Source organism: Pseudoflavonifractor sp., from assembly GCF_050943825.1.
In the GTDB taxonomy this organism is placed as follows: Bacteria; Bacillota; Clostridia; order Oscillospirales; family Oscillospiraceae; genus Pseudoflavonifractor.
In genome coordinates this window covers 99582-124895 of the sequence record NZ_JBMNPX010000003.1, presented here as the reverse complement: position 1 = coordinate 124895, position 25314 = coordinate 99582, and the positions used below count along the sequence as shown (strand labels likewise).

Here is a 25314-nt window from a genome sequence, read left to right as displayed (position 1 = left end):
CCTTCCGGCCATCCTATGCCGGAGGCAGGGAGGGGGTGAAAACTGCCTCCCCCTCAGAAGAAGGTATAAAAACGCAGGGCTGCCGCAAATGCGGCAGCCCTGCGGGCGTTTTTGTTCGGAATTTGGTCAGGCCATGCCCAGCTCCTGTTCCCGGCGGCGGAGAATCCGGGGGAACTTCCAGGCGAACATGAGCCCGGTGGTGGTGGCGGCCAGGGCGTCGGCCACCGGCTCGGCCAGATACACCGCGAAGACCTGATCCCCGGTGATGATGTGGGGCAGGATATAGATGAGGGGAATCAGAAGGATAATCTTCCGCAGCAGGGCCAGGAACAGGGACACCTTGGCCTGGCCCAGGGCCACAAAGGTCTGCTGGCAGGAGAACTGCACGCCCAGCATGAAGAAGCAGGCCAGGTAAATCCGCAGGGCCCACACAGCGGCCTCCACCAGCTCGGGCTTGTCGTTGAAGAGGGCCACAAAGGCGTGGGGGAAGAGCTGGATAAGCAGCCAGCCGGTGATGGAGTAGATAACGCCTACCGTAATCAGCAGCCGGAAGGTCTTGCGGACCCGGTCCAGGTTACCCGCGCCGTAGTTGTAGCCCACAATGGGCTGGGCCCCCTGGGTCATACCCTGAAAAATCATGGACAGCACCTGCATGATGGAGGAGCAGATGGTCATGGCGCCCACATAGGTGTTGCCGCCGTATTTGAGCAGGGAGGCGTTGAAGGAGATGTTCACCAGGCTCTCGGTGGACTGCATGATAAAGGGAGACACGCCGATGGATACCACGGGCAAAACAATCTGGGGCTTGAGCCTGAGGTATTTGAGGCGGATTTTCAGTCTGGTGCGCTTGCCGGTGAGGAAGGCCAGCACCCAGATGGCAGACACCGCCTGGGCGATGATGGTGGCCAGCGCCGCACCCTGGACGCCCATGTCCATGCCGAAGATAAAGATGGGGTCCAGCACGATATTGGTCACCGCGCCGATAACCACCGTGAGCATGGAGGTGGTGGAGAAGCCCTGGGTGGTAATAAAGTTGTTCAGCGCCAGGGAAATCTGGACGAACACGGTGCCGCAGAGGTAGATGGTCAGGTAGTCCACGGCGTAGCCGATGGTCTCCCCGTCGGCCCCCATCATCAGCAGCATGGGCCGCTGGAGGGGGAGGAACACCGCCATGACTACCGCCGAGATGAGGAGAATCAGCAGCGTACAGTTGCCCAGAATCTCCTCGGCCTGGTCGGGACGGCCCTCGCCGGTGCGGATAGCCGCCCGGGAGCCGCCGCCCACGCCCACCAGGGCAGACAGGGCGGAGATGAACATGATGATGGCGAAGGCCACGCCCACGCCGGTGATGGCCAGGTCGCCGTCCGGCTTCATGTGGCCCAGGTACATCCGGTCCACAATGTTGTACAGGGCGTTGACCACCTGGGCGGTGACGGCAGGCACCGCCAGCCGCAGCAGCAGCTGGGGTACCGGGTCATTGCCCAGGTCATTGGTGCGCTTTGCCACGGCAGTTACGCCTCCTCATTTTCCAGGAAATAAGTCGCTTCCATGTCCGCGGTGGCCAGGGCAAAGGCCAGCGGGAACTGCTGGAGGGCCTGGCCCACGGTGCGAGGGTCCTCGGTACCCGAGAAGCCCATGTGCCAGCGGATGGCCATGGCCTCCTCCCGGGTCAGGCGGAGGAAGCCGTTGACGATGTACACGCTCTTCTCCCCGTGGCCGTAGGGCAGGGGGTCCTCAAAGGAGTAGGTGGGCACGCTCTGCCACTTGCCGTCCGGGCCCTTCACGTTGCGGGTGCCCTGCTTGTAGCACCCCACCTTGCACACGTCGTGGAGCAGGGCCACCAGAGCCACCGTCTCCTCGCTGTACTCCAGGCCGTAGAGCTCCTGGACCCGGGGCCGGGACAGGTAGTCCACCAGGCAGTGGTACACGTTCAGGCTGTGGTCGCACAGGCCGCCGGCGTAGGCCCCGTGGAACCGGGCGGAGGCGGGGGCGGTGAAGAAATCGCTCTTGTTCTCCAGGTAATCCAGCAGGGCGGCAGCTCCGTCCCGGTGGATTTTGTCCTTGAAAATCTCAATAAATTCCTCTCGGGCGCTCATAGCAATCCTCTTTTCCTGTTCATATTCTTCTATACGGTAAAATATAATTTTAGCATATGCACATAGAAAAATCCAGACGTTTTCCTCCCCGGCGTCTGTGCAAAGCCTATTCTATTTGGACAGTTTCGCGGTTTTGTTCCCAAATTTGACACTTTTCCCACTCTGTCCGTTGAGAAACAGCGGCGATCGGAATAATTTAGTATCAAAGATTGTGTTATTGTCGGACAAGGAGTGATTTTTATGCATATCCCCAACAGTTTGAAGCAATTCGGCATCGAGCAGGCCGTGGACTACATCGCCAAGGACCCAGAGAAAAACCTGCCCACTCTGATGACCTGGGTGGACAAGTTCTCCCGGGGCAATTTCCCCGCCCAGCGCGCCGCCGTGCGGGACGCGGTCACCAACCCGGACAACCCCTATCACCAGCTCATCCTCCACATCGTGCGGGACATCGACACAGAGGTGCTCAAGACCACCTTCGTCAACTTCTTCCTCAACGCCAACCTCATCGGCTGGGACAAGCAGGAGGCCGCCCGGGCCAAGTACCACTGCAACATCCCCTGGGCCATCCTGCTGGACCCCACCAGCGCCTGCAACCTGCACTGCACCGGCTGCTGGGCCGCCGAGTACGGCAACAAGCTCAACCTGTCCTTTGACGAGATTGACGACATCATCCGCCAGGGCAAGGAGCTGGGCGTGTACATGTATATCTACACCGGCGGCGAGCCGCTGGTCCGCAAGGCCGACCTCATCCGCCTGTGCGAGAAGCACAACGACTGCCAGTTCCTGTGCTTCACCAACGCCACCCTCATCGACGAGGCCTTTGCCGACGAGATGCTGCGGGTGAAGAACTTCATCCCCGCCATCAGCCTGGAGGGCTTCGAGGAGGCCACCGACGGCCGCCGGGGCGACGGCGTGTATCAGAAGGTCATCGCCGCCATGGAGCTGCTCAAGCGCAAGCGCCTGCCCTACGGCATCTCCTGCTGCTACACCAGCGCCAACTTCGAGTCCATCACCAGCGAGGCCTACTACGACAAGATGATTGACCTGGGCGCCCTGTTTGTCTGGTACTTCCACTACATGCCCGTGGGCAACGACGCCGTGCCCGAGCTGCTGCCCACCCCCGAGCAGCGTACTGAGATGTACCGCCGTATCCGGGACTACCGGACCCGCAAGCCCCTGTTCGCCATGGACTTCCAGAACGACGCCGAGTTTGTGGGCGGCTGTATCGCCGGCGGCCGCCGCTATCTCCACATCAACGCCAACGGCGATGTGGACCCCTGCGTGTTCATCCACTACTCGGACACCAACATCCGGGAAAAGTCCCTGCTGGACGCCCTCCGCGGCCCTCTGTTCATGGCCTATCACGACGGCCAGCCCTTCAACGAGAACATGCTCCAGCCCTGCCCCATGCTGGAGAATCCCCACAAGCTGCGTGAGATGGTCTCCCGCACCGGCGCCCACTCCACCGACCCCCAGTCCCCTGAGTCGGCCGAGCATCTGTGCGCCAAGTGCGACAGCTACGCCGCCTGCTGGGCCCCTGCTGCCAAGAAAATCTGGGAGGACAGCCAGGCCAGCAAACACCCGGACCGCTATCTGTCCGAGGAGGACCGGGTGGCCCGGGAAAATCTCCAGGACCCCAGAGAGACCATCGGCCAGTAAAACGCAAAAATTCCCGCCGCATACGCGGCGGGAATTTTTTGTTGTCTGTGCGCTTATCCGGCGTAGCCGTACCGCTTTCCGCCCCAGCGGAAAAACCACAGGCTCACCGCAAAGGACAGCAGCTCGGCCACCGGCACAGCCAGCCACACGCCGTCCACCCCCAGGACCCTGGGGAGGAGGAGCAGACCGGCGGTCAGGAAGCCGAAGGTCCGCAGGAAGGAGAGTAGGGCGGACACCGGGCCGTTGGACAATGCGGTGAACAGGGCGGAGGCGAAAATATTCACCCCGGAGAAGAGAATCATGGGGGCGAAGAGCCGGAAGCCGTGGACGGCCAGGCCGTACACCTCAGAGCCCCTGGGGGAGAATACGGCCACCACCCCTTCGGCGATAAACAGAGATACGAGAAGCAGCACCGCCGACGACACCCCCACAAAGAGCATGCAGGACCGGAACAGGGAGCGGAGCCGGGGCCGGTTGTCGGCGCCGTAGTTAAAGCTGAACACCGGCGCCACGCCGATGGAGAAGCCGATATACAGGGCGGTGAGGAGGAACTGGGCGTAGAGCACAATGGTGATGGCGGACACGCCGGGCGGGCCCAGCAGCTCCAGCATGGTCAGGTTGAACAGCAGGGTGACCACCGCGCTGGACAGGTTGGACACCATCTCGGAGGAGCCGTTGAAGCAGGCGTTGCCCAGCATCCGGCCGTCCCACCTGGGCCGGGTGAACCGGAGCCCCTGCCGCCGCAGAGCGAAGAACACCACCCCCGCCACCGCCGGGATACAGTAGCCGGTGACCGTGGCCAGGGCGGCGCCCGCCACTCCCAGGTCCAACGGCACGATGAACACATAGTCCAGCACCATGTTGGCCACGCCGGCGGCCACCGTCAGGCCCAGGCCCAGCCCGGGCCGGCCGGCGGTGACGAAAAAGCTCTGGAACATGAACTGGAGCATGTACATGGGCCCGAAGAGCATGATGATCCGCAGATAGGGCACGCAGTAGGCCATCAACTCCTCCTCGCCGCCCAGCAGGCGGCAGATGGGCTCCACCGCCGCCAGGCCCAGCAGTGCAAACACAATGCCCGCCGCCACGCTCACCGCAATCAGCAGAGAGAAGCCCTCCAGAGCGGACTGCTCCTCTCCGGCGCCCATCCGCCGGGCCACAATTGCGCTGCCGCCGGTGGCCAGCATGATTCCCACCGCCATCATCAGGCACATGGCGGGGAAGACAATATTCAGCGCCGCCAGGGCGTCCTCGCCCACAAAGCGGGAGACAAACATGCCGTCTACAATGGAGTAGAGGGAGGTGAAGATCATCATCACCACGCTGGGCAGCGCAAAACGGAGCAGGGAGAAAAAGCTGAAATCCCTGTCCAGACGGTTTTCCATGGGAGGCACCGGCCTTTCTTGACAAAATCTTGATGCGTCAGATATTATAAACTATCGGGTAACCCGATAGTCAAGGAGGAAATTTCCGTCCGCTTCGGGCGGCTGTTTTTGTCAGAAAGGAGGCCTCAACCATGGCCGCGGTACCCCGGGGATATCTCACCACAGGCGACTTTGCCCACCTGTGCGGCACCACCAAGCACACCCTGTTCCACTATGACCAGCTGGGTATCTTCTCCCCGGCCATCAAGGGAGAGAACGGCTACCGGTACTATACCTTTCCCCAGATGGAGGTCTTTTACGTCATCTCCACCCTCAAGGAGCTGGACATGCCCCTGGCGGACATCAAGGCCTACCTGGACCGGCGCAGCCCGGAGGAGCTGGTGGCCCTGCTGGAGGGGGAGGCGGAGCAGCTGGAGGGGAAAATCCGCCGCCTGCGGCAGATGCTGGCCCTCATCCGCCGCAAGGCGGAGCTGACCCGGGCGGCCATGGCGGAGAAGCGGAAGGACATCCGGGTGGTTGAGCAGCCCGAGATGCTGTTCATCACAACACCCCGCCAGCCGGGAGAGAGCCTGAATCTGGCCTTTGTGGCCCACATGCAGTACCGGGAGGCCAGGAATATTGTCAGCCCCTATTCAGTGGGGGCCACCATGCGCCTGGAGCAGGCCGGACAGGAGGGCACCGAGGGGTACAGCGCCTTCTACACCCAGGTGGACCGCCGCCCCAGAGGGGTGCCTGTCACCGTCCGGCCCGCAGGGCGCTATCTCACCGCCCGCCACGCCGGCGGGTACGACACCGCATGGTGTACCTACCGCCGGATGCTCACCCACGCCCGGGAGCAGGGCCTGACCCTCACCGGCCCCTTCTACGAGGACGCCCTGCTGGACGAGCTGTCGGTGGACGGTTACGACAACTATGTGCTCCAGATGTCCATTCTCATCTCCGCCCCGAAAAACAGGCCTTAACGCAGAAAAACGCCCCGCCTCTTCTTCAGAGGCGGGGCGTTTTCTATGCTTCGGTATTACGGATATCCGGTCTTGAGGTCAGGTGGAAGCCTCAGGCCTGCTCCCGCTCCTTGCGGATCAGAACCACAGTCACACCGCCGAAGAACACGGCCAGGCACAGGAACACGCCGCTCATAACACGCAGAACCACGGTGTTGCTGGTGGTACCGGTCTGGGGCAGGTTGCCGGTGGGCACGCCGCCCTCGCCGATGTCCACTTCCTCGCCGCCCTCGTCAGGCAGGTCGGGCAGGTCGGTGGTGGGGGTGTCGCCCTCGCCGATGTCCACGTCCTCGCCGCCCTCGTCGGGCAGGTCGGGCAGGTCGGTGGTGGGGGTGTCGCCCTCGTCAATGTCGGTCTCGTCGGCCGTGTAGTACACGTTGACCACCTTGTTGCTGTTGAGCACGCCGGTCAGGGGGTCGCCGCCGGTGCTGTCGTAGGTGTAGCCGTCGATGGCGATGGCGTCGTACTCACTCACGTCGTACCGGCTGCCCTCAATCCGGCTGGGGGCGGTGTAGCTGTCGGCAATCTTCTCGCCGGTGGCCTTGTCCAGATAGTTCACCGTCACGGTGTAGTAGTCGTAGGTGACCACGGGGGTGGTGGTGCGGGTCAGCTCGGGGGTCTCCACGCCGTTGACGGGGTCGTCGCCCAGCTTCAGCTCGGCGTCGCCCTTGTTGGTGTCAAAGGTGCCGTAGGGGTAGCTGCCGTCCACCTGCTTGAGCTGCTCCTGGAAGGTCAGGGTGTGGACGGTGTAGGGCATGCCGGTGATGGTCCAGGTGATGGTGCGGGTGTCCTCGTCATAGACGGCGGTGCCGGCGGAGGTCCGGATGCTGCCGTCCACCAGGTCAAAGTCGTCGCCGACCACGTCGGTCAGGGTGTAGGTGGTGTAGGCCGCGCCGATGGCGTTGTTCACCGCGGCGCTGAAGCTCTCGGTGTCGGTGGAGGTAAAGACCATGTTCTCGGTGCACACCTGAGCCATGACGTCCCGGGCGGCCTCGGCGGCCTCGCCGGTGACGGACTGGAGCACGCCGTAAATCTGCACGCCGCTGTTCTGGATGGCCTGGGCGGCGGCGGTGATGGCGGGCAGGATGGTGCTGACGCTTTCCACCTTTCCGCCGTCGGCGTCGGTGTTGGGCTGGCCGTCGGAGAGGAAGATGACGGTGGTGTTGCGGCCGGTGTTGCTGTCCACCAGGGCCTTGGCGTTGTTCAGGCCCAGGATGTAGTTGGTGTTCTCATAGTAGGTGTTGATGTTCTCCACAAAGGCGGTCACGTCGTCCATGCTGCTGAGGAAGCCGCCGCTGGAGCTGGTGCTGGTGGCGCCGAAGGTGGTGAAGGCCACCTTGCAGTCGTAGCCGTCGGTGGTGAGCAGGGCCTCGCTGACGTCCATGAGCTTGGACTGCATGTCGTACAGCCGGGCGTTCAGGTCGTAGCCGCTGCCGGACTGGGTGATGGAGTTGGAGGTGTCGATGAGGAACACGAAGTCCATCTGGGCCTCGTCGGTGTAGTAGGCCTGGAGGAGGACGTCGGCCACGGTGTCGCTGGCCCAGCGGGCCTCCTTGGTGATCTGGGTGCCGCCATCATAGCTGGTGGTGTCGTTGCTCCGGCCCACCTTGGAGGAGGTCCAGCCCTGGGGCTCCACCGCCTCAATGACGGTCTCGTCCAGCTGGAACTTGCCGTCCAGGATGGCCAGCATGCGGCCCTCCCAGCCCTGGAGCACGCCGCTGTCGCCGCTGAAGATGCTGCTGTGCTCCACAATGGCGCCGTCGGACACGGTGACGGAGGTGACGCCGGTGCAGCCGGTGAAGGCGTTCCAGCCCACCAGGGACAGGCCGGTCAGGTCAAAGTCGCCGGTGAGGGAGGCGCAGTTCATGAAGGCCTCCTGCTCGATGCGGTCCAGGCTGGCGGGGATGTTGATGGTCTCCAGGCCGGCGCCCTTGAAGGCCATGTTGCCGATGGAGGTCACGCCCTCGGGCAGGGTGACGGTCTTGAGGGCGGTGTCCTGATAGAAGGCGTAGGGGCCGATGGCGGTCATGCCCGTCAGGGTCACGTCGGTCAGGGCGGTGCACTCACGGAAGATGTTCTTCTCCATGCACTCGCCGCTGACGGTGGCCTTGGTCAGGGCCTTGTTCTGGTAGAAGAAGGCACCCTCGGCGTAGAGCTCCGCGCCGTCGGCCACGCTGAAGGTGACCTCGGTGAGGGTGGGGCACTGGATGAAGGCCTGGTTGCCCACGGCGGTCAGGTCGGTGGCCACCAGGGTGTCGATGTTGGCCTTGCGGAAGGCGGTGTTGCCCACGGCGGCGCCGTCCAGGACGATGTCCACGTCGGCGGCGGCGTCAAAGGCGCCGTAGAACGCACTCGCTCCGATGGTCTTGACGTTGGACAGGTCGATGGAGACCAGGCCGGTGCAGCTGGAGAAGGCGCTGTCGCCGATGGAGGTCAGGCTCTCGGGCAGCACCACTTCCGTCAGCGTGCGCCAGCTGCTGAAGGTGACGCCGGCAATGCCGGTGAAGCCGTCGCCCAGCACCACCTTGGTCACGTTGTCCTGGATATTGGAGGCGTATACGCTGCTGTAGGTGCCCCGGCTGCCCTCGCTGTCCTGCATGACGAAGTAGCCCTCAAACACGGCCTCGGCCCCCTCGGGCATGTCGCCGGACACCGCGATGGTCAGGGTCTTGTTCTCCGCATCCAGTACGCCGGTGTAGGGGTAGTTGGCCTCAGCCAGCTCCAGGTAGTCGCTGTAATGGCCGTTGGTCTGGGTCACAAGGGCGGTATACGCGTCGTAGGCTTCCTGGTTGGCGGTGCGGGCGGTCTCTTCGGCGGACTTCGCCGTATCCCAGGCGGCCTCCAGGCCGGCCACCTCGGCGGCCTTGGCGGCATAGCCCTCGTCCGTCTCCTCCATGGCGTCCAGCTCCGCCTTGGCGGCGTCATAGGCGGCCTTGGCGGCCTCCGTCGCTTTCTTGGCGGTGTCCAGGGCGTCGTAGGCGGCGTCCCACTGGTCATAGGCGGCCTGTTCCGCTTCCATACTGGCCTCGTAGGCCTCGTAGGCTTCCTGGGCCTCGCCGGTGGTGTCCCACCACCACTTGCCGCTGCCGCTGTCGCCCTCCAGCGCCACAGCGCCGGTGCCCAGCATTCCTGTCACCATACACAGGGTGAGGAAGAGGGCTGTGAGCTTCTTACATCTTCTTGCCAGCATCTTTCATTTCTCCTTTCCTGCTCCTTTGCGGAGCTGGGCATGAAATCTGCGGCGGCCGGACTGGCGTGGCGGGTGGCGTCCGCTTTAGCCCCTGGCTTTGCGTCCCGGCCTTTCGGCCGGTTTGCCTTTTTCATCAGAGCCTTTTGTCCGACTGGGTCGGACAAAAAACAGGCATGCCTGTTTTCGCTTTTTACTGTACCATATATTGGTTACATTTCGGTCACATTTCCAAATTTCATTTTTTCTTCTGTATCTATTTTTTCGTAAAAATTCCCCGCCTCCGGTAAATGCCGGAGGCGGGGAACATTGCCTTTATACCTTGTGTCTTATAAACGGGACTTTTCTCTTAGTCCTCCCGCTCCTTGCGGAACAGAACCACAGTCACGCCGCCGAAGAACACAGCCAGGCACAGGAACACGCCGCTCATAGCACGCAGAACCACGGTGTTGCTGGTGGTACCGGTCTGAGGCAGGTTGCCGGTGGGCGTCTCGCCGTCGCCGATGTCCACTTCCTCGCCGGGGTCGGTCGGATCGGTCGGGTCAGTGGGATCGGTGGGGTCGGTAGGATCAGTGGGATCAGTCGGGATGTCAGGGTCACCGCCGCCGGGGGTCTGGCCATCATCGATGTCGGTCTCCTCGGCCACGTAGTACACGTTGATGACCTTGTTGCTGTTGAGAATGCCGCTCAGCGCGTCGCCGCTGGTGCTGTCGTAGGTGTAGCCGTCGATGGCAATGGCGTCGTACTCGCTCACATCGTAGCGGCTGCCCTCAATCCGGCTGGGGCTGACGTAGCTGGTGGCAATCTTCTCACCGCTGTCCTTGTCCAGATAGTTCACAGTCACGGTGTAGTAATCGTAGCTGGAGCCGCCGCCGCTCACAGTATAAGACACCGTGGGCTTGGCAAAGCGCTCGGGGAAGCCCTGAACACCGTTGGAGTCAATGGGGTACAGCGTGGCGCTGTTGTTGGTGTACAGGCCGCCATAACCCTTGCTGCCGTCGGCATCATACTGGCCGTAGGTACCGGGGGCGGTCTTGGGCTCGGCCAGCTTTACGGAGTAGGTCAGCTCCACGGGGGCGTCCTTGGTGACGGGCACGTTGATGTCCCACACGAAACACTCGTCGCTCTTGCCGTCCTGACCATTTTCATAGTAGGTGACCACAAAGTCGTAGTCGTCGCCGGTGCCGCCAAAGCCGTAGGAGGTAGCGCTGATGGCAGTCTTCGCAAGTTCCTTACCGTTCACGGTCAGGGTCAGCTCGTTGATATCATTGATGAAATCAAAGTCGTAGTCGTCACCGTAGCCGATGACGTCCACCACCTTGGACCCGCCGGCCACCAGCTGGACGAGTTTGTCCTTCACCGCGCTGAAGATAGCGGCGGCATCCAGGTCCTCGCTATTGTAGCGCGTCACAATGCCGTTATCCGCCAGCCAGGCCTTGAAGCTCTCGATGTACTGGCCAAAATTGGTCTCATCGTGATAGCCATAGGTCACAAAGATGACCTGGTTCTTCTGAGCTGCCTCCACGATGGAGGTTGCCGCGTAATAGGTGGCGGCCTCATAGGTGGTGTGGTAATCGCCGTTCATCATCACGTCATAGGGGGCGATGTCGTCGGTGGTGTAGTTACCACTCTCCTTGTCCGCATAGGACAGGCCGTAGGCGCCGATGTCCTTGCCGTTCTGACCCAGGCTCCACACGTCGGAGAACACAGGGCCGGGCTTTCCGTCGGCGTAGCGCAGCTCGGAGAAGTCGCTGTTGGAGTTCCACCAGAAACCGTCGTCAGTAGCGCCAGCACTGGGATAGTAGGCCTGGGACATGGCCTGGCCGTCCTCATACCACATGCGGGCAGCACCGTCGGAGAGAATAATCAGGTACTTGTCTGCAGCGGACACGGTGGTGTCTCCATCCAGCATGGCCTGGGCGGCCTCCACGCCGGCCTGCAGGTTGCTGCCGGAGCGGCCCTCCTTGCCGTCATAGCTCTGATCCGTGAGCACAGCCTTGAGAGCAGTCACGTTGGCATCATCAGAGAGGGGCAGAAGCTCCTCGCTGGTATACAGTACGGGCACATACCCGCCGAAGATAACCACGCCGACCTTGACATTCAGGTTTTCATAGGCGCTCAGGGTGTCCAGCAGTTCGGCAGCCGCGGCAGCCAGGGCATCCTCGTCGGTGCTGGTGGAGCCATCCAGAACAAAGGCCACATCCAGATTGCCCTTGGTGCCCGCCGCAGGCAGGGCCAGGGTCACCTGGGACTCGTAATTGGCGTCCAGGTTAGCAGCGGTCTTGGACTTGGAGATCTCCCAGTCGGGGGCCTCGGGGTCGCCGGGCTCCACGGGAGCCAGGCCATGGGCCGCCTTCAGAGCCAGGGTTCCGGTGACAGCCGTGCCGTAGCCGGTGAACTCGTAGGCATACAGGGGAGCGCTGTGGGCGGACCAGCGGTGGTCCGCGCCGTCCTGATACCAGCCGTCAATGTCGTCGGTACAGTCGGGGTCGCCGTCCAGGGCCCAGTCGGCGCCCACTGCGCCGAAGGTGATGGTGCCGGCATCGCGGTTGTAGATATCATCACCAGCAGCATCCGCATGGTTGTTGTACAGCAGCACGGTGTCGGGAATCGTTACGCTTCCGGCATTGCAGATACCGCCGCCGGTCTGGGCCGCATGGTTGTTCATAATCTGAGTATCGTCGGGCAGAATCAGCACGCCGGCAGCGCCGTTGAAAATACCGCCGCCATTGGTGGTGCGCTCGTCGTTGTTGTTGATGCGGAGAGTGACGCCGTTTTCAAAGGTAAACTTGCCGTAATTCTCCAATCCATTGTGCTGATTATTGAGAATGTAAATTTCCGCACCACTCTTTACCAGAGAGACGCCGCTTGCGCTGCTTGCGCGTATACCGGCACCGCCGCCCTTGGCGGCATTCCCGTTGGCATTAATGACGGAAGTACCGTCTACTGTCATATTTCCGGAATACGTAAGGCCGAAAAGTCCGTTGTCATTGCAGTTAACCGTAGAGTTCTGAATTGTTACATTACCGGCGGACAGGCCGTGGCCCGCATTGTTCTGATAGGTAATGGTGGAGTTGACCGCGGTAAAGCTGCCGCCGTTGGAGGCGTTGGAGGTGCAGTTCTGCACCGTGAAGGTGGAATCCTCCACACGGATGCTGGGGCTGTTCACGTAGCCCCGGTTGGTGCCGTCAATCAGGAAGGTGCTGTTGCCGGTCACATTGATGCTGGACTGAGCAGTCTTATCCAGCTGGATGCCCTGGCCGGCGGTTCCCTGCGTACCTACACCAAGAATCTGGAAGGTGGATCCATTGGTTACATTGAGCACAGCGCCCGCATTCATGTAAATGGCATTTCTGGTGTTGGTAGTCCGGCTGTCAAACACGAAGGTCAGACTGGCTCCATTGGTGACATTGAGCGTACCGCTCAGGGACAGCATCAGCCAGGGGGAAGTGCCGTCGGAAATCCACTCCACTTCCACGCCGTCAAAGGTCAGAACCCGGGTGGGATCGCCCAGTCCAAAGCACATCCAGCCCTCGCCATTGCTGGTGAGCTGCTTGTCAATGCGGATCTTGTAACCTCCGGTAAAGGTCAGGGTCTTGTTGAAGCCGGTGTCCAGCTTGCAGTTGGCCAGCAGTTCAATGGTGGCGCCCTCTTCCGCCGCCGCCACGGCCGCGTCCAGGGTGGCATAGGTGGTATCCCCAATCTGAGCCACCGCCTGGGCCTGGTCGGCAACCGTCACTGTCACAGAGAGATTGCCGGCATAGGTGTAGCCCTCACCCAGGGCCGCGGTAAAGGTATACGCACCGGCAATCCAGCCATTATAGCCTCCCTCAGCGGTACAGGACCAGGTGACAGGGACATCCTCAGTCACAGGCTCGGAGGTGAGCTCCACTGTGTTGCTGAGCGTCTCAACCTCAACGGGAGCCTCGGTCTCGACAGGCGCCTCGGTCTCGGCGGGTGCCTCAGTCTCGACGGGCGCCTCGGTCTCGACAGGCGCCTCGGTCTCGGCGGGTGCCTCAGTCTCGACGGGCGCCTCGGTCTCAACGGGCGCCTCGGTCTCGGTGGGCTCCTCAGTCTCGGTAGACTCCTCAACCACCGTCCCGGTCAGCGTAGTGGGCAGCTTCGCCAGAACATCCTCCAGCTCTGTGCCATAGTCTACTGTCGGGCTCTCAGGCAGCGCCACGGATTCCAGCTCCACAGCGCCGGTCTCGGGCTCATCTCCCGCAGCGGCAACCCCCGCGGTAACCATGCTGATGGTCATGCTCGCAGCCAGCAGCATTGCAAATATTCTCTTCAACTTTGTCTTTGCCATGTTCCGTTCTCCTTTCAAATCTTTATGGAAATCGGAATAAATGGCGGCTGGGCTGCCCTGGTTCTCACTTTAGGCCCCTGGCTTTGCGTCCCGCCGTTTCCGGCGGTTTGCCGTTTTCATGTATTCCTCGCTTTACTGTACCCCCGCCGGGTACCTGCATCTCTCCCTTCCAAGGTGCCGTTTCATTTCAGTCCAGCCCTTTTTTACGTCTTTCTCCCAGCCCATTTAGCCGGCTCTCTGTTTATAAAATGTTTTGTCCAACTGCGTCGAAGAAAAAACAGGCATCCCTGTTTTCATTTTCTACCATATCACACGTTGGTTACATTTTGGTCACATCTCATTTTTTCTTCAAAAAAATATTTCGCCCGCCGGGAACCCCCGGCGGGCGAAAATCGTGTCAAATTCAGATGTTGTCAGGCTTTTACACCCGCTCCGCGCCGGTGATCCAGCCGCTGGCCGCCACAATATCCCCCTGATAGAGCACGGCCAGCTGTCCCGGCGTAGGGGCACGGGCAGGGGACTGCATCTCCAGCACCACGCCAGCACCGTCGGCCACGGCCAGGGCGGGCAGCTCCGTTTTGGAGTGGCGCAGCCGTACCGTCACCTCCAGAGGCTCCGGCAGACCGTCCACAGCGAGCCAGTTCATGTCGGCGCAGTACACCCGCCCGGCCATCAGGTCGCTGCCGTCAGACAGCACCACCCGGTCATGGGCCGGGTCAATCTCCGTCACATAGTACTTGTGGGGGCCGGACACCCCCAGCCCACGGCCCTGGCCCAGGGTATACCGGTGGATGCCTCCGTGGCGGCCCAGTACCTTGCCGTCCCTGTCCACAAAGTCACCGGCAGGGGGCACCGTGCCCCGGTGCTCCAGCCAGGCGGCGTAGTCCCCGTCGGGGATGAAGCAGATCTCCATGGAGTCCGGCTTATCCGCCACCGGCAGCTCTGCCTGGCCCGCCATGGCCCGAACAGTTGGCTTTTCGTAATCGCCAAGGGGGAAAATTACCTTTTGTAATATGTTTTGGGGCAGACGGGCCAGCATATAGGACTGGTCGTTGGCGGTCAGGCCCTTGCGCAGCAGCACCCTGCCATCGGGGGCAAGGGCGGTGCGGGCATAGTGGCCGGTGGCCACCTTCTCCGCGCCAATCTCCTCCGCCAGGGCCAGCAGGGCGGGAAATTTCACCGTGGGATTGCACCGGGCGCAGGGCAGGGGGGTGCGTCCCGCCAGATAGTCGGCGGCAAAGGGGCCGCACACCTGCTTCTCCAGCGCGTCCCGGATGTCCGCGGTGTGGAAGGGAATACCCAGCCGGTCTGCCACGGCGGCGGCATCCGCCTGCCCCGTGCCCCCCAGGCCAATGTCCAGATACAGGCCGTGGACCTCGTAGTCCCGGCTCAGCAGCTGTGCCGCCACGGCGGAATCCACGCCGCCCGACAGGCCCAGCACTACCTTTGGCTTTGTTGTCACGTGCTTGCTCCTTTATTTATAAAAATAAAATCAGAACCGGATACTGGGGCTTGTCTCTATCTGTCCGTCGGTCCTGAGCAGGGAGGCCACCGTCTGAGCGGTGTCCTCGGGGATGGTATACCACACGGCCCCCGTGGTGTCCGACGAGGCGTAGCCGTTCCAGGCGTAGGCCAGGCCGCCCTCGTACAGGGCCAGCTCGCAGTCCTCCCACAGGCGGAACACCACCAGAGGCTCACCTTCCGCCTCGGTCTGGGTGACGGTCCAGCCGGACAGCTCCAGGGCGTCCACCAGAGCGCTGCCATCATCTAGCACATAATATACGCCGCCGGTCTTGCCCAGCGCGCCGTCGGTCAGGTTTTCAGCCAGGCCGTCGGGGGTGATACTGTCGTCCAGGGGACGGCTGAACCAGCTCAGCAGGGCCCACACGCCCACGACCGCCAGCACAGCCAACACCGCCAGGGCGATTTTGTTGAACCGCACACCCCGGCGGACCTCCTTTTCCATGCTATCCTCATTCATCACGGCAGTTCGCCTCCTTTTTCCACAGTTTACCCTGAAAATGTGGATAATCTGTGAAGAAATCGTGACGATTTTTTAAGGAGGACAGCAGTGTTTTTCCTCAGCCACGTTCCAGGGCAATCATTAAAGCCGCAATATCCGCCGGGCTGACACCCCCGGGAAACAGGTTTCCCGGGGACCCCCTGAATTCATTTACTCGGGGCGAGTGAATCGCCCCTGCGCCAAGGTTTTGCCCTTTGGGCAAAACGCTTGTACGGCGCAACGCGCCGCCCCACTTTGTGGGGCCCCCGCGTCAGCCCCGCTCCAGAGCAATCATCAGCGCGGCGATGTCAGCGGGGCTGACGCCGGAGATACGGCTGGCCTGGCCCAGGTTCAGGGGACGGATGTCCGAGAGCTTCTGCCGGGCCTCCAGCCGCAGGCCCTGGAGGGACTGGTAGTCCAAATCCGGGGGCAGGGGGCGGCTCTCCAGCCGGCGCATCTCCTCCACCTGCCGCTGCTGCCGCTCGATGTAGCCTCGGTATTTCAGGTCAATCTCCACCGCTTCGGTGACGGCGGCGGGCAGGTCGGGCCGGGCAGGGTCCAGGGGAGTGAGGTCCCCATAGGTCATCCGGGGGCGGCGGAGCAGGTCGGCCAGCCTGGCCCCGTTGGGGGCGGGAGGCTCCCCCTTTTCCGCCAGCAGGGCGTCCAGAGCGGGGGAGGGGGACACGCCGGTGCGCTCCAGCCGGGCACACTCCCGGTCCACAGCGGCGTACTTGTCCAGCATAGCCCGGTACCGCTCCTCGCTCACCAGCCCCACCTCATGGCCCACGCCGGTGAGACGGCGGTCGGCGTTGTCCTGGCGACAGAGCAGCCGGTACTCGGTGCGGGAGGTCATCATCCGGTAGGGCTCCTCGGTACCCTTGGTCACCAGGTCGTCGATGAGCACGCCGATATACCCCTGGTCCCGGCTGAGCACCATGGGCGGACGGCCCAACAGCTTCAAAGCGGCGTTGATGCCCGCCACCAGGCCCTGGGCGGCGGCCTCCTCATAGCCGGAGGAGCCGTTGAACTGGCCCGCGCCGTACAGGCCGGGAACTTTTTTGCACTCCAGGGTGGGCAGCAGCTCGGTGGGGTCCACGCAGTCGTACTCGATGGCGTAGGCCGCCCGGGTCATCTCGGCCTGCTCCAGGCCGGGGATGGTATGGAGCATCTCCACCTGCACCTCCTCGGGCAGGGAGGAGGACAAACCCTGGATGTACAGCTCCTCGGTGTCCAGGCCCATGGGCTCGATGAAGAGCTGGTGCCGCTCCTTCTCGGGGAAGCGGACGATTTTGGTCTCAATGGAGGGACAATAACGGGGGCCCACGCCCTCAATGGTGCCGTCGTAGAGGGGGGAGCGGTCCAGGTTGGCCCGGATGACCGCGTGGGTAGCGGCGTTGGTGTAGGTCAGGTGGCACACGGCCTTGTTGTCCGGGGCGGCGGCCGTCTCAAAGGAGAAGGGCTGGGCATCCGGGTCGCCGGGCTGAAGCTCCATTTTGGAGAAGTCCACACTCCGCCGGTGGACACGGGGGGGCGTGCCCGTCTTAAAGCGGCGGATGGAAAGGCCCAGGGTCTTGAGGCAGTCGGTGAGGGGCAGGGCGGCGGAGAGGCCGTCGGGCCCCGAATCCCGCACCACATCGCCCACAATGGTGCGGCCCCCCAGGAAGGTGCCGGTACACACCACCGCCGCCTTCACGGCGTACACCGCCCCGGTGGCGGTGACCACAGCGGACACAGCGCCGTTTTCCGTGCGGATTTCCACCACCTCGGCCTGCTTGACCCACAGGTTCTCCTGCATCTCCAGGGTGTGCTTCATCACCTTCTGGTATTCCCGCCGGTCGGCCTGGGCCCGCAGGGACCACACCGCAGGGCCCTTTCCCTTATTAAGGATGCGGTACTGGATGCAGGCGGCGTCGGCGGCACGGCCCATCTCGCCCCCCAGGGCGTCGATTTCCCGCACCAGGTGGCCCTTGCCCGTGCCGCCGATGGCCGGGTTGCAGGGCATATTGCCCACCGCGTCCAGGTTTACGGTGAAGCACACCGTCCGCAGGCCCAGCCGGGCGGCGGCCAGCGCCGCCTCGATGCCCGCATGGCCTGCGCCGATGACCGCGATATCAAAGGTTCCGCCGAAATATTCCATGGTTATGCTCTCTTTTCTCTGTTAATAGGTCTTTATGCCCCCGATTTCAGCACGATAACCGGCAGATGGGGCCGGTTGAACAGCCGGAAGGAGATGCCGCCGTTGCCCAGGCCCCGGGACACCATCAGGGTGCCGCCGCCGTCCAGGGGATAGAGCCCGGCGGTGTGGGTGGGGAAGAGGCGGCTGCGGGTGTTGTCAATGAGCCCGTCGGTAAAGGGCAGCCGGATGAGGCCCCCGTGGACATGGCCGCAGAGGGTCAGGTCAAAGCCGCACTGGTCGTACACCTGATAGTACTCGTTCCGGTGGGCCAGCAGCACCACATAGGGGTCCCCCAGAGCTTCGTGAATCTCGTCAGACAGCTCCTGGGGCGTCTTCTGGTCATAGGGGCCGTTGGGGTCGTCGATGCCCGCCAGCACAATGGAGTCCCCGCCCCGCTCCAGGGTCAGGTACTCGTTGGACAGCACCGTCACGCCGTACTCCTCCAGCAGGCTCTTCACCGTGCCCGCCTCCCGGATGGCCCACTCGTGGTTGCCGGTGACATAGAAGGTGGGGGCGATGGCGGTGAGCCCCCTGGCCAGCGGCTCCAGAATCCCCATCTGGTCTGCGTCGTCAATCACGTCGCCGGTGATGGCGATGAGGTCGGGGTCCAGCTCCGCCGTCTTTTCCAGCAGGATTTCATTGTCCTCCCCGAACTCCTTGCCGTGGAGGTCGGAAATCTGTACGATGCGGTAGCCGTCAAACCCCGCCGGCAGGCGGCCGGAGGTGACGGTGATGGTCTCGGTCTGAATCCGGTTCTGTTGGTCGTAAAAGAACAGTCCCCCCGCCAGGAACACCAGGACCAGAACCAGAAAAATTCGCAGTCCTCTGCGCCTGGGACGGGAATTCCGTTTTGCCATGGGATGCCTCCAGAGTGTAAAAATCGCGCTTTGCGCTTGGATTTCAGGTCTGCGGCCGTGCCGCCTTAACGATACAGTATACCACGCCCGGCTGCCCCCACGCAAGAAAAGTCGCCCGAACCCTGACGCCGAACCCTGACGCCCGGCCGCCCATTCCTTCCGGCCCGAAGGAATCAACACGGTTTTCTTAAGGTTTTCCCTCGTTTTTTAAGGTTTTGCTCTCTATCTCAGCCCTGTCAGGCGGAAAATCTCCCCTTTCCAGGCACTTTGCGGGCAAAAAAGTATTGACGCGGAGGCAAAAAGCGTGTATGATACCGTTTGTAACCAGTTTGTAATCATTTCACTCCGTTCTGTAATTTCCGGCTTTTGCTGTTTTGCAGGCGGATTCTTATTTTGACTTTTTGCTATTTTCAAGGAGGTCTGGCTCCGATGGATGAAATTCTTCACTCCCACGGCCGGCAGACAGCACCCGACGCCATCCCCGCCGAAGAGACGGCGGGTGGCGCCCGGGAGGGCGCCCGTGAACAGGGTCGCCGTCCCCTGCTGGATGCCCTGATTACCGCAGGCCGCAAGGTGGGCTCTGTGCTCCACCGGGCGGATGCCGCCGTGGCGGGGCACAAGGCGGTGGGCCCCCTGGCCTTCCTGCTGGCCGCCGGTGTCATCGGCACCGCCCTGGTGGTGGGTACCGTGTACACCCCCAGCTATGTGGTGTCGGTGGACGGCGTCACTCTGGGCGTGGTCACCGAGCCGGAGGTGTTTGAGGACGCCATGGACCGGGTGGAGGAGCGGGCCTCCGACATTCTGGGCTATGACTATACCCTGGACAGCACCGTCTCCTACGAGTTTGCCCTCACTGAAAAGGACAAGCTGTCCAACGTGGGCGACTTCGAGACCTACCTCTTCGACCAGATCGGCGAGGTGATGAAGAGCTACGTGCTCAAGGTCAACGGCGAGTTTATCGGCGCCGCCGAGGACGAGGCTTCCCTCACCGCTATGCTGGACGCCATCAAGGCCCCCTATGTCAATGAGAACACCACCTCCGCCGACTTTGTGGAGTCTGTGTCCATCACCCGGCAGTACACCCCCTCTGATGTGGAGCAGGACCTGTCCGTCATGCAGGCCCGCCTGACCGAGAACACCAACGGCCAGACCACCTACGAGGTCCAGAGCGGCGACACCTTCATGCAGATCGCCTACGACAACGACATGTCCATGTCCGAGCTGGAGGCGCTCAACCCCGATGTGGACGTGAACAAGATCTATATCGGCCAGATTCTCAACGTCCGTGAGGTCATCCCCTTCCTGTCCGTTGAGACCACCGAGACCGTCACCTACCAGGAGGCCATTGCCAGCCCGGTGGAGGAGGTCCAGGACGACTCCATGTACCAGGGCGAGACCAAGGTGCTGGACCCCGGCAGCGAGGGCCTGGCTGAGATTACCGCCGACGTGACCTACGTCAACGGCAACGAGCGCGAGCGCACCGTCACCAACACCGTCACCCTCACCGAGCCCACCACCAAGGTCATCGCGGTGGGCACCAAGGAGCGGCCCAGCTGGCTGCCCAATGGCTACTTTATCTGGCCCGTGTACGGCAATATCACCTCCTACTTCGGCTACCGCTATATCTTCGGCAGCTACAGCTACCACTCCGGTATCGACATTGCCGCCCCCTACGGCACCGGCATCCAGGCCGCTGACGGCGGCACCGTCATCTGGGCGGGCACCGGCACCGGCAGCAACTGGAGCTACGGCAAGTACGTGATTATCGACCACGGTAACGGCTATCAGACCTACTACGCTCACTGCTCCAGCCTGCTGGTCAGCGTGGGAGACAAGGTCTACCAGGGTCAGACCATCGCCAAGGTGGGTTCCACCGGCCGGTCCACCGGCAACCACTGCCACTTCCAGGTGAAGATCAACGGCACCACCGTCAACCCCCTGTCCTACCTGCCCTGACTGTGAACCAGCAAAGTCCCCTGCACCCCATGGTGCAGGGGACTTTTTTGTCCCTGTACCGGAACAATTTCCCTTTTTCCACGTCGAAAAAAGCAGAAAAAACCTCTTGCTTTTTTCGAACATTTGTTGTATTCTATATTCGAACACAGGTTCCATAATTACAGGAACAGCCCCTGGAAAGCGCAGGATAAAAAGTCCGGTTTATCGGACGAATTGTATGCTATGCTGTATCCATCAAAAGCCGGGAGGGACCGCCATGGAGACCATCTATTACAACCTGGACGCATGCCGTCTGACGGTATACGAAATGGCCAGCGGGGAGGCCGCCCCCGCGCCCAGAGATATGCTCTTCCTCCGCACCCAGCCCCGTACCCCCCAGCGGGAGGGGAAGGTGCTGGACTTTGACGCCTGCCGCCGTGCCCTGACAGGGGAGGAGACCCCCTTTGACCTGCCGGAGGACGCTGGGGAGGAGATTCCGGAGGAGGTTCCCGCCGTGGAACAGCCCCGTCAGCGCCGTCCCCGCCGGCTCCACCTGGCCCTGGACGCCGCCGCGTCCCTGGCGGTGGTGGTCATGGCGGCGGTGGTGGTGAGCCAGTTTCTCCGCCTGTTCTGAGGTCGAAACAGGATTTTTTTGCCCCATTTCCCCCGCCGTCCTTGACGGAACCGGGTTTTGGTGATACAATGTCGGGCAGAAACAGGCTTTGACCGGGAGGAGTACGCGGAGACCCGGACCTGAGAGAGACGCCGGCTGGTGAGAGGCGTCCGAAGGTCCCGCGGAAGGCGCCCGTAAGCCGTGGGGAGGAAATGCCCCGCCGGTCCCCCGCCGTTACCGGGTTCGAGTGCGGAGCGGTCATGCTCCGAATTCAGGTGGCACCACGGAGTTTTCATCCGCCCTGAGCATCCGCTCAGGGCGGTTCTTGTTTTTCCGGCCGCCTTTCCACCGGCAAATCACAGACAGAAGGAGTTTGAGTTTTATAATGAAGAACACCGAAAAGACCATGGAAAAAATCGTGGCCCTGTGCAAGGGCCGGGGCTTCGTCTATCCCGGCAGCGAGATTTACGGCGGCCTGGCCAACTCCTGGGACTACGGCCCTCTGGGCGTGGAGCTGAAGAACAACGTGAAGCGGGCCTGGTGGAAGAAGTTTGTCCAGGAGAACCCCTACAACGTGGGTCTGGACGCCGCCATCCTGATGAATCCCCAGGTGTGGGTGGCCTCCGGCCATGTCTCCACCTTCAACGACCCCCTCATCGACTGCAAGGCCTGCAAGATGCGTCACCGCGCCGACAAGCTCATTGAGGACTACCTCCAGGAGACCGGCCGCACCGACGTGAACGTGGAGGCCATGACCCAGGAGGAGATGGTGGCCTTCATCCGGGACAACAACGTGCCCTGCCCCGGCTGCGGCAAGAGCGACTTCACCGACATCCGCAAGTTCAACCTGATGTTCAAGACCCACCAGGGCGTCACCGAGGACTCCTCCACCGAGGTCTATCTCCGTCCCGAGACCGCCCAGGGTATCTTCGTCAACTTCCAGAACATCCAGCGCACCACCCGCAAGAAGCTGCCCTTCGGCGTGTGCCAGGTGGGCAAGAGCTTCCGCAACGAGATCACCCCCGGCAACTTCATCTTCCGCATCCGTGAGTTCGAGCAGATGGAGCTGGAGTTCTTCTGCCAGCCCGGCACCGATCTGGAGTGGTTCGCCTACTGGCGTCAGTACTGCCACGACTGGCTCACCAACCTGAACATCAAGGACGAGAACCTGCGCCTGCGTGACCACGAGCCCGAGGAGCTGGCCTTCTACTCCAAGGCCACCACTGACTTTGAGTTCATGTTCCCCTTCGGCTGGGGCGAGCTGTGGGGCGTGGCCGACCGCACCGACTACGACCTGAAGCAGCATCAGGAGCACTCCGGCAAGGACATGACCTACTTCGACCAGGAGAAGAACGAGCACTATGTGCCCTACGTCATCGAGCCCTCCCTGGGCGCCGACCGCGTGACCCTGGCCTTCCTGGTGGAGGCCTACGACGAGGAGGTCGTGGACGAGGCCAAGAACGACGTCCGCACCGTCATGCGCTTCCATCCCGCCCTGGCTCCCTTCAAGTGCGCCGTGCTGCCCCTGAGCAAGAAGCTAGGCCCCGCCGCTCAGGAGGTGTACGCCCAGCTGTCCAAGTACTTCATGGTGGACTACGACGAGGCCGGCTCCATCGGCAAGCGCTATCGCCGTCAGGACGAGATCGGCACGCCTCTGTGCATCACCGTGGACTTCCAGACCGTGGGCGACGAGAACACCCCCGCCGACCACTGCGTCACCGTCCGTGACCGCGACACCATGGAGCAGGTGCGTCTGCCCATCGACCAGCTGAAGGCTTATATCGAGGAGAAGATCGCGTTCTAATTTCGGGCATAAGAGAGCTGTCTCCGACGGGGTACTTTTCTCCGGCGAAAAGTACCCAAAAGCCGCCGGGGACACAGGGGCGGAAGGGCCCTTTCAGGGCCAAACGCCCCCGTTTCCCCGGACCCCTTTCGGGGATGCGTCCGGCGGCGGTGGTGTCCAACCAGCCACCGAACCTGAAAGCTGTTGCTTGCCGGTTCGGCTCTTCCGTATCGTTACCCCTCTGCCCGAGCAGCGTTACCCGCCCAGACTTGAAAGTCGCTGCGATTCATCGGCGATCTCAATGCCGCCCCAACTCTCTGCGCCGGTATTTCAGTCTGCGCCCGAACAACTCTGAACAACTCTTTTACCTTCCTCCGGAAAGTCCTTTCCAAGTTCCCAAATGTGACCCGCCGCACCGGCGGCCTGCCGGTGCGGCGGGTTTGTTTTTCCTGCCTTGTAAAAACGGAGTCAAAATTATGAAAAAATTGATGCAAAAGCTGGACCCCATCGCCAAAAATCCTGTGCTCACCCCGGTGCTGTGCGTGCTGATGGGGGTGTGTATTGGGGTGCTGTCCCTGTGGTTTGCCTGCGTGGACAACCGCACCGCCATGTTCATCAGCTACTTTACCCACCCCCTTATCGCCCTGCTCAACATCCTGCCGGTGGTATTCCTGTCCCTGCTGCTCTATTTCCTCATCGGCCGGGCCTGGATTTCCTACCTGGTGACGGCGGCGCTGACCATGGGCCTCACCTTCGCCAGCTTTTACAAGCTCACCTTCCGCAACGACCCCATGATGTTTGAGGACATCCTCCTCATCCGGGAAGCGGGCAACATGGCGGGCAAGTACCAGCTCTTCCTCAACAAGAGCATGGTCATGGCCCTGGTGCTGCTGGTGCTGGGGCTGGTGTTCCTGCTGCTCTGCGCCAGAGCCAAAACCTCCTGGAAGCCCCGTCTGCTCTGCGCCCTGGTGACCATCCTGATGGCCTTCCCCCTGTACGCCCTGTACACCGACGCCAACATCTACAACAACAAGACCCGCAACGAGGACCTCATCTCCCCCTGGTCGGCCACCCAGGTGTACACCTCCAAGGGCTTCCTCTATCCCTTCCTGTACAGCATCCGCTCCGCCTCCGACCCGGCCCCCGAGGACTACGACGCCAAGGCCTGCGAGGAGATTATGTCCGGCTACACCGACGCCGACATCCCCGAGGAGCAGAAGGTGGACATCTTCACCATCCAGCTGGAGGCCTACAACGACTTCACCAAGTTCGGCACACCTGAGCTGAACCCGGAGGTATACCGGGTGTTCCACGAGCTGGAGTCCGAGGGCTACACCGGCAACCTGGTGACCAACATCTTTGCCGGCGGCACCATCGACACCGAGCGGTGCTTCCTCACCGGCTACTCCAGCCTGGGCTCCTTCCGTTCTCCCTCCAACTCCTACGCCTGGTACTTCCGTGACCAGGGCTACTACGCCACCGGCAGCCACTCCTGCTATGCCTGGTTCTACAACCGTGAGAACATCAACGCCAACCTGGGCCTGGAGGACTACAAGTTCGTGGAGAACTACTACGGCGAGCTGACCGGCGGCGGCATCGGGTACGACGACGTGCTCTTCCCCGAGATCATCAACCTCTATGAGGAGCACAAGGCCAATGACGACCGGCCCTATTTCTCCTTCAACGTGACCTACCAGGGCCACGGCCCCTACGACACCGACCGGACCTGGTACGGGGACGGCTGGGTGGTGGACGACGGGTCCTACACCCAGGAGGAGCTGAATCTGATGAACAACTATTTCGGCTCCCTGAAGAACACCGGCGATAACCTGGAGATGTTCTTTGACTACTTCCGGGAGAGCGAGGACCCGGTGGTCATTGTCCTCTTCGGCGACCACAACCCCTGGATGGGTGACGCCAACAGCGTGTACAACAAGCTGGGCATTGACCTGGACCTGTCCACCAAAGAGGGCTTCATGAACTACTATGCCACCCGCTACCTCATCTGGGCCAACGACGCGGCCAAGGAGGTTCTGGGCTGTGATTTCCAGGGCGAAGGCCCCGACCTGAGCCCCAATTTCCTCATGACCGAGCTGTTTGACCTGTGCGGCTGGGAGGGTCCCGCCTTCATGCAGGCCACCCGGCCGGTGATGGAGGCTCTGCCCGTCATCAACACCCCCACCGGCCTCTACTTTGAGGACGGAAACCTGACCAAGGACCTGACCGACGAGAACCAGGCCCTGGCCGACCGGTACGACAGCCTCCAGTACTACTGGCGCAAGCACTTTGTGGGATAAAATTACGG

General features: G+C 62.2%; 15 protein-coding genes, 2 riboswitches and 1 other annotated feature. Of the genes, 6 read left to right on the top strand and 9 right to left on the bottom strand.

Annotated features, from left to right (window positions below):
- Window positions 1–126: 126 nt before the first annotated feature.
- Both ACOX7T_RS04560 and ACOX7T_RS04555 read right to left on the bottom strand, forming a co-directional pair.
- Window positions 127–1506 carry an MATE family efflux transporter gene (locus ACOX7T_RS04560; RefSeq protein ID WP_433440314.1) on the bottom strand — a complete coding sequence of 460 codons (1380 nt, stop codon included), beginning with the start codon at window positions 1504–1506 and terminating at the stop codon, window positions 127–129.
- A gap of 5 nt (window positions 1507–1511) precedes the next feature.
- Window positions 1512–2096, bottom strand: a complete 585-nt coding sequence (locus ACOX7T_RS04555; protein ID WP_433440312.1) for a hydrolase — start codon at window positions 2094–2096, stop codon at window positions 1512–1514.
- A 240-nt stretch (window positions 2097–2336) separates the two neighbouring features.
- Here ACOX7T_RS04555 and ACOX7T_RS04550 point away from each other — a divergent pair, with 240 nt between their 5' ends.
- Window positions 2337–3758, top strand: coding sequence for a radical SAM protein (locus ACOX7T_RS04550; protein ID WP_433440310.1), 1422 nt, complete (start codon window positions 2337–2339; stop codon window positions 3756–3758).
- A 53-nt stretch (window positions 3759–3811) separates the two neighbouring features.
- Here the strand turns inward: ACOX7T_RS04550 and ACOX7T_RS04545 are convergent, their stop codons facing one another.
- Entirely contained in the window at window positions 3812–5143 is a 1332-nt protein-coding gene (locus ACOX7T_RS04545; RefSeq protein WP_433440308.1) for an MATE family efflux transporter, read from the bottom strand.
- 131 nt (window positions 5144–5274) lie between these two features.
- On the opposite strand from ACOX7T_RS04545, the gene ACOX7T_RS04540 reads away from it, so the two are divergent.
- A complete protein-coding gene (locus ACOX7T_RS04540; RefSeq protein ID WP_433440306.1) occupies window positions 5275–6105 on the top strand; it encodes a MerR family transcriptional regulator in 831 nt (276 codons plus the stop codon).
- Between the two features lie 91 nt (window positions 6106–6196).
- Here ACOX7T_RS04540 and ACOX7T_RS04535 read toward each other — a convergent pair whose 3' ends face one another.
- The 6 genes from ACOX7T_RS04535 to ACOX7T_RS04510 all read right to left on the bottom strand — a co-directional run bounded on the left by ACOX7T_RS04535 (window position 6197) and on the right by ACOX7T_RS04510 (window position 18678).
- Window positions 6197–9334 (bottom strand): leucine-rich repeat protein, encoded by a 3138-nt coding sequence (locus ACOX7T_RS04535; protein WP_433440304.1) that lies wholly within the window; start codon window positions 9332–9334, stop codon window positions 6197–6199.
- A 47-nt stretch (window positions 9335–9381) separates the two neighbouring features.
- Window positions 9382–9470: riboswitch (cyclic di-GMP riboswitch) on the bottom strand.
- Window positions 9471–9680: 210 nt separating this feature from the next.
- Window positions 9681–13643: a VWA domain-containing protein gene (locus ACOX7T_RS04530; protein WP_433440302.1), complete on the bottom strand. Its 3963-nt coding sequence runs from the start codon at window positions 13641–13643 to the stop codon at window positions 9681–9683.
- Window positions 13644–13682: 39 nt separating this feature from the next.
- Window positions 13683–13765: riboswitch (cyclic di-GMP riboswitch) on the bottom strand.
- Window positions 13766–14064: 299 nt separating this feature from the next.
- Window positions 14065–15105 (bottom strand): tRNA 2-thiouridine(34) synthase MnmA, encoded by a 1041-nt coding sequence (gene mnmA / locus ACOX7T_RS04525; RefSeq protein WP_433440300.1) that lies wholly within the window; start codon window positions 15103–15105, stop codon window positions 14065–14067.
- A 30-nt stretch (window positions 15106–15135) separates the two neighbouring features.
- Window positions 15136–15627, bottom strand: coding sequence for a hypothetical protein (locus tag ACOX7T_RS04520; protein WP_433440298.1), 492 nt, complete (start codon window positions 15625–15627; stop codon window positions 15136–15138).
- 289 nt (window positions 15628–15916) lie between these two features.
- Window positions 15917–17782: a tRNA uridine-5-carboxymethylaminomethyl(34) synthesis enzyme MnmG gene (mnmG, locus tag ACOX7T_RS04515; RefSeq protein ID WP_433440296.1), complete on the bottom strand. Its 1866-nt coding sequence runs from the start codon at window positions 17780–17782 to the stop codon at window positions 15917–15919.
- A 32-nt stretch (window positions 17783–17814) separates the two neighbouring features.
- Window positions 17815–18678 (bottom strand): metallophosphoesterase, encoded by an 864-nt coding sequence (locus ACOX7T_RS04510; RefSeq protein ID WP_433440294.1) that lies wholly within the window; start codon window positions 18676–18678, stop codon window positions 17815–17817.
- A 429-nt stretch (window positions 18679–19107) separates the two neighbouring features.
- On the opposite strand from ACOX7T_RS04510, the gene ACOX7T_RS04505 reads away from it, so the two are divergent.
- The 4 genes from ACOX7T_RS04505 to ACOX7T_RS04490 all read left to right on the top strand — a co-directional run bounded on the left by ACOX7T_RS04505 (window position 19108) and on the right by ACOX7T_RS04490 (window position 25306).
- Window positions 19108–20634 carry a peptidoglycan DD-metalloendopeptidase family protein gene (locus ACOX7T_RS04505; RefSeq protein ID WP_433440292.1) on the top strand — a complete coding sequence of 509 codons (1527 nt, stop codon included), beginning with the start codon at window positions 19108–19110 and terminating at the stop codon, window positions 20632–20634.
- Window positions 20635–20890: 256 nt separating this feature from the next.
- Window positions 20891–21247, top strand: coding sequence for a hypothetical protein (locus ACOX7T_RS04500; RefSeq protein ID WP_433440290.1), 357 nt, complete (start codon window positions 20891–20893; stop codon window positions 21245–21247).
- A 79-nt stretch (window positions 21248–21326) separates the two neighbouring features.
- Window positions 21327–21533, top strand: a binding site (T-box leader).
- A 78-nt stretch (window positions 21534–21611) separates the two neighbouring features.
- On the top strand, window positions 21612–23030 hold the full coding sequence (locus tag ACOX7T_RS04495) for a glycine--tRNA ligase (RefSeq protein WP_433440288.1): 1419 nt from the start codon (window positions 21612–21614) through the stop codon (window positions 23028–23030).
- 455 nt (window positions 23031–23485) lie between these two features.
- Window positions 23486–25306, top strand: coding sequence for an LTA synthase family protein (locus ACOX7T_RS04490; protein ID WP_433440286.1), 1821 nt, complete (start codon window positions 23486–23488; stop codon window positions 25304–25306).
- Window positions 25307–25314: the final 8 nt, after the last annotated feature.

Bases quoted from the DNA above. Each gene is read 5' to 3' on its own strand.
- ACOX7T_RS04555 (WP_433440312.1), bottom strand. From the start codon at position 2,096: ATGAGCGCCCGAGAGGAATTTATTGAGATTTTCAAGGACAAAATCCAC.
- ACOX7T_RS04510 (WP_433440294.1), bottom strand. From the start codon at position 18,678: ATGGCAAAACGGAATTCCCGTCCCAGGCGCAGAGGACTGCGAATTTTT.
- ACOX7T_RS04540 (WP_433440306.1), top strand. From the start codon at position 5,275: ATGGCCGCGGTACCCCGGGGATATCTCACCACAGGCGACTTTGCCCAC.
- ACOX7T_RS04505 (WP_433440292.1), top strand. From the start codon at position 19,108: ATGGATGAAATTCTTCACTCCCACGGCCGGCAGACAGCACCCGACGCC.
- ACOX7T_RS04535 (WP_433440304.1), bottom strand. From the start codon at position 9,334: ATGCTGGCAAGAAGATGTAAGAAGCTCACAGCCCTCTTCCTCACCCTG.
- ACOX7T_RS04530 (WP_433440302.1), bottom strand. From the start codon at position 13,643: ATGGCAAAGACAAAGTTGAAGAGAATATTTGCAATGCTGCTGGCTGCG.
- ACOX7T_RS04545 (WP_433440308.1), bottom strand. From the start codon at position 5,143: ATGGAAAACCGTCTGGACAGGGATTTCAGCTTTTTCTCCCTGCTCCGT.
- ACOX7T_RS04500 (WP_433440290.1), top strand. From the start codon at position 20,891: ATGGAGACCATCTATTACAACCTGGACGCATGCCGTCTGACGGTATAC.
- ACOX7T_RS04495 (WP_433440288.1), top strand. From the start codon at position 21,612: ATGAAGAACACCGAAAAGACCATGGAAAAAATCGTGGCCCTGTGCAAG.
- ACOX7T_RS04550 (WP_433440310.1), top strand. From the start codon at position 2,337: ATGCATATCCCCAACAGTTTGAAGCAATTCGGCATCGAGCAGGCCGTG.
- ACOX7T_RS04490 (WP_433440286.1), top strand. From the start codon at position 23,486: ATGAAAAAATTGATGCAAAAGCTGGACCCCATCGCCAAAAATCCTGTG.
- mnmG (WP_433440296.1), bottom strand. From the start codon at position 17,782: ATGGAATATTTCGGCGGAACCTTTGATATCGCGGTCATCGGCGCAGGC.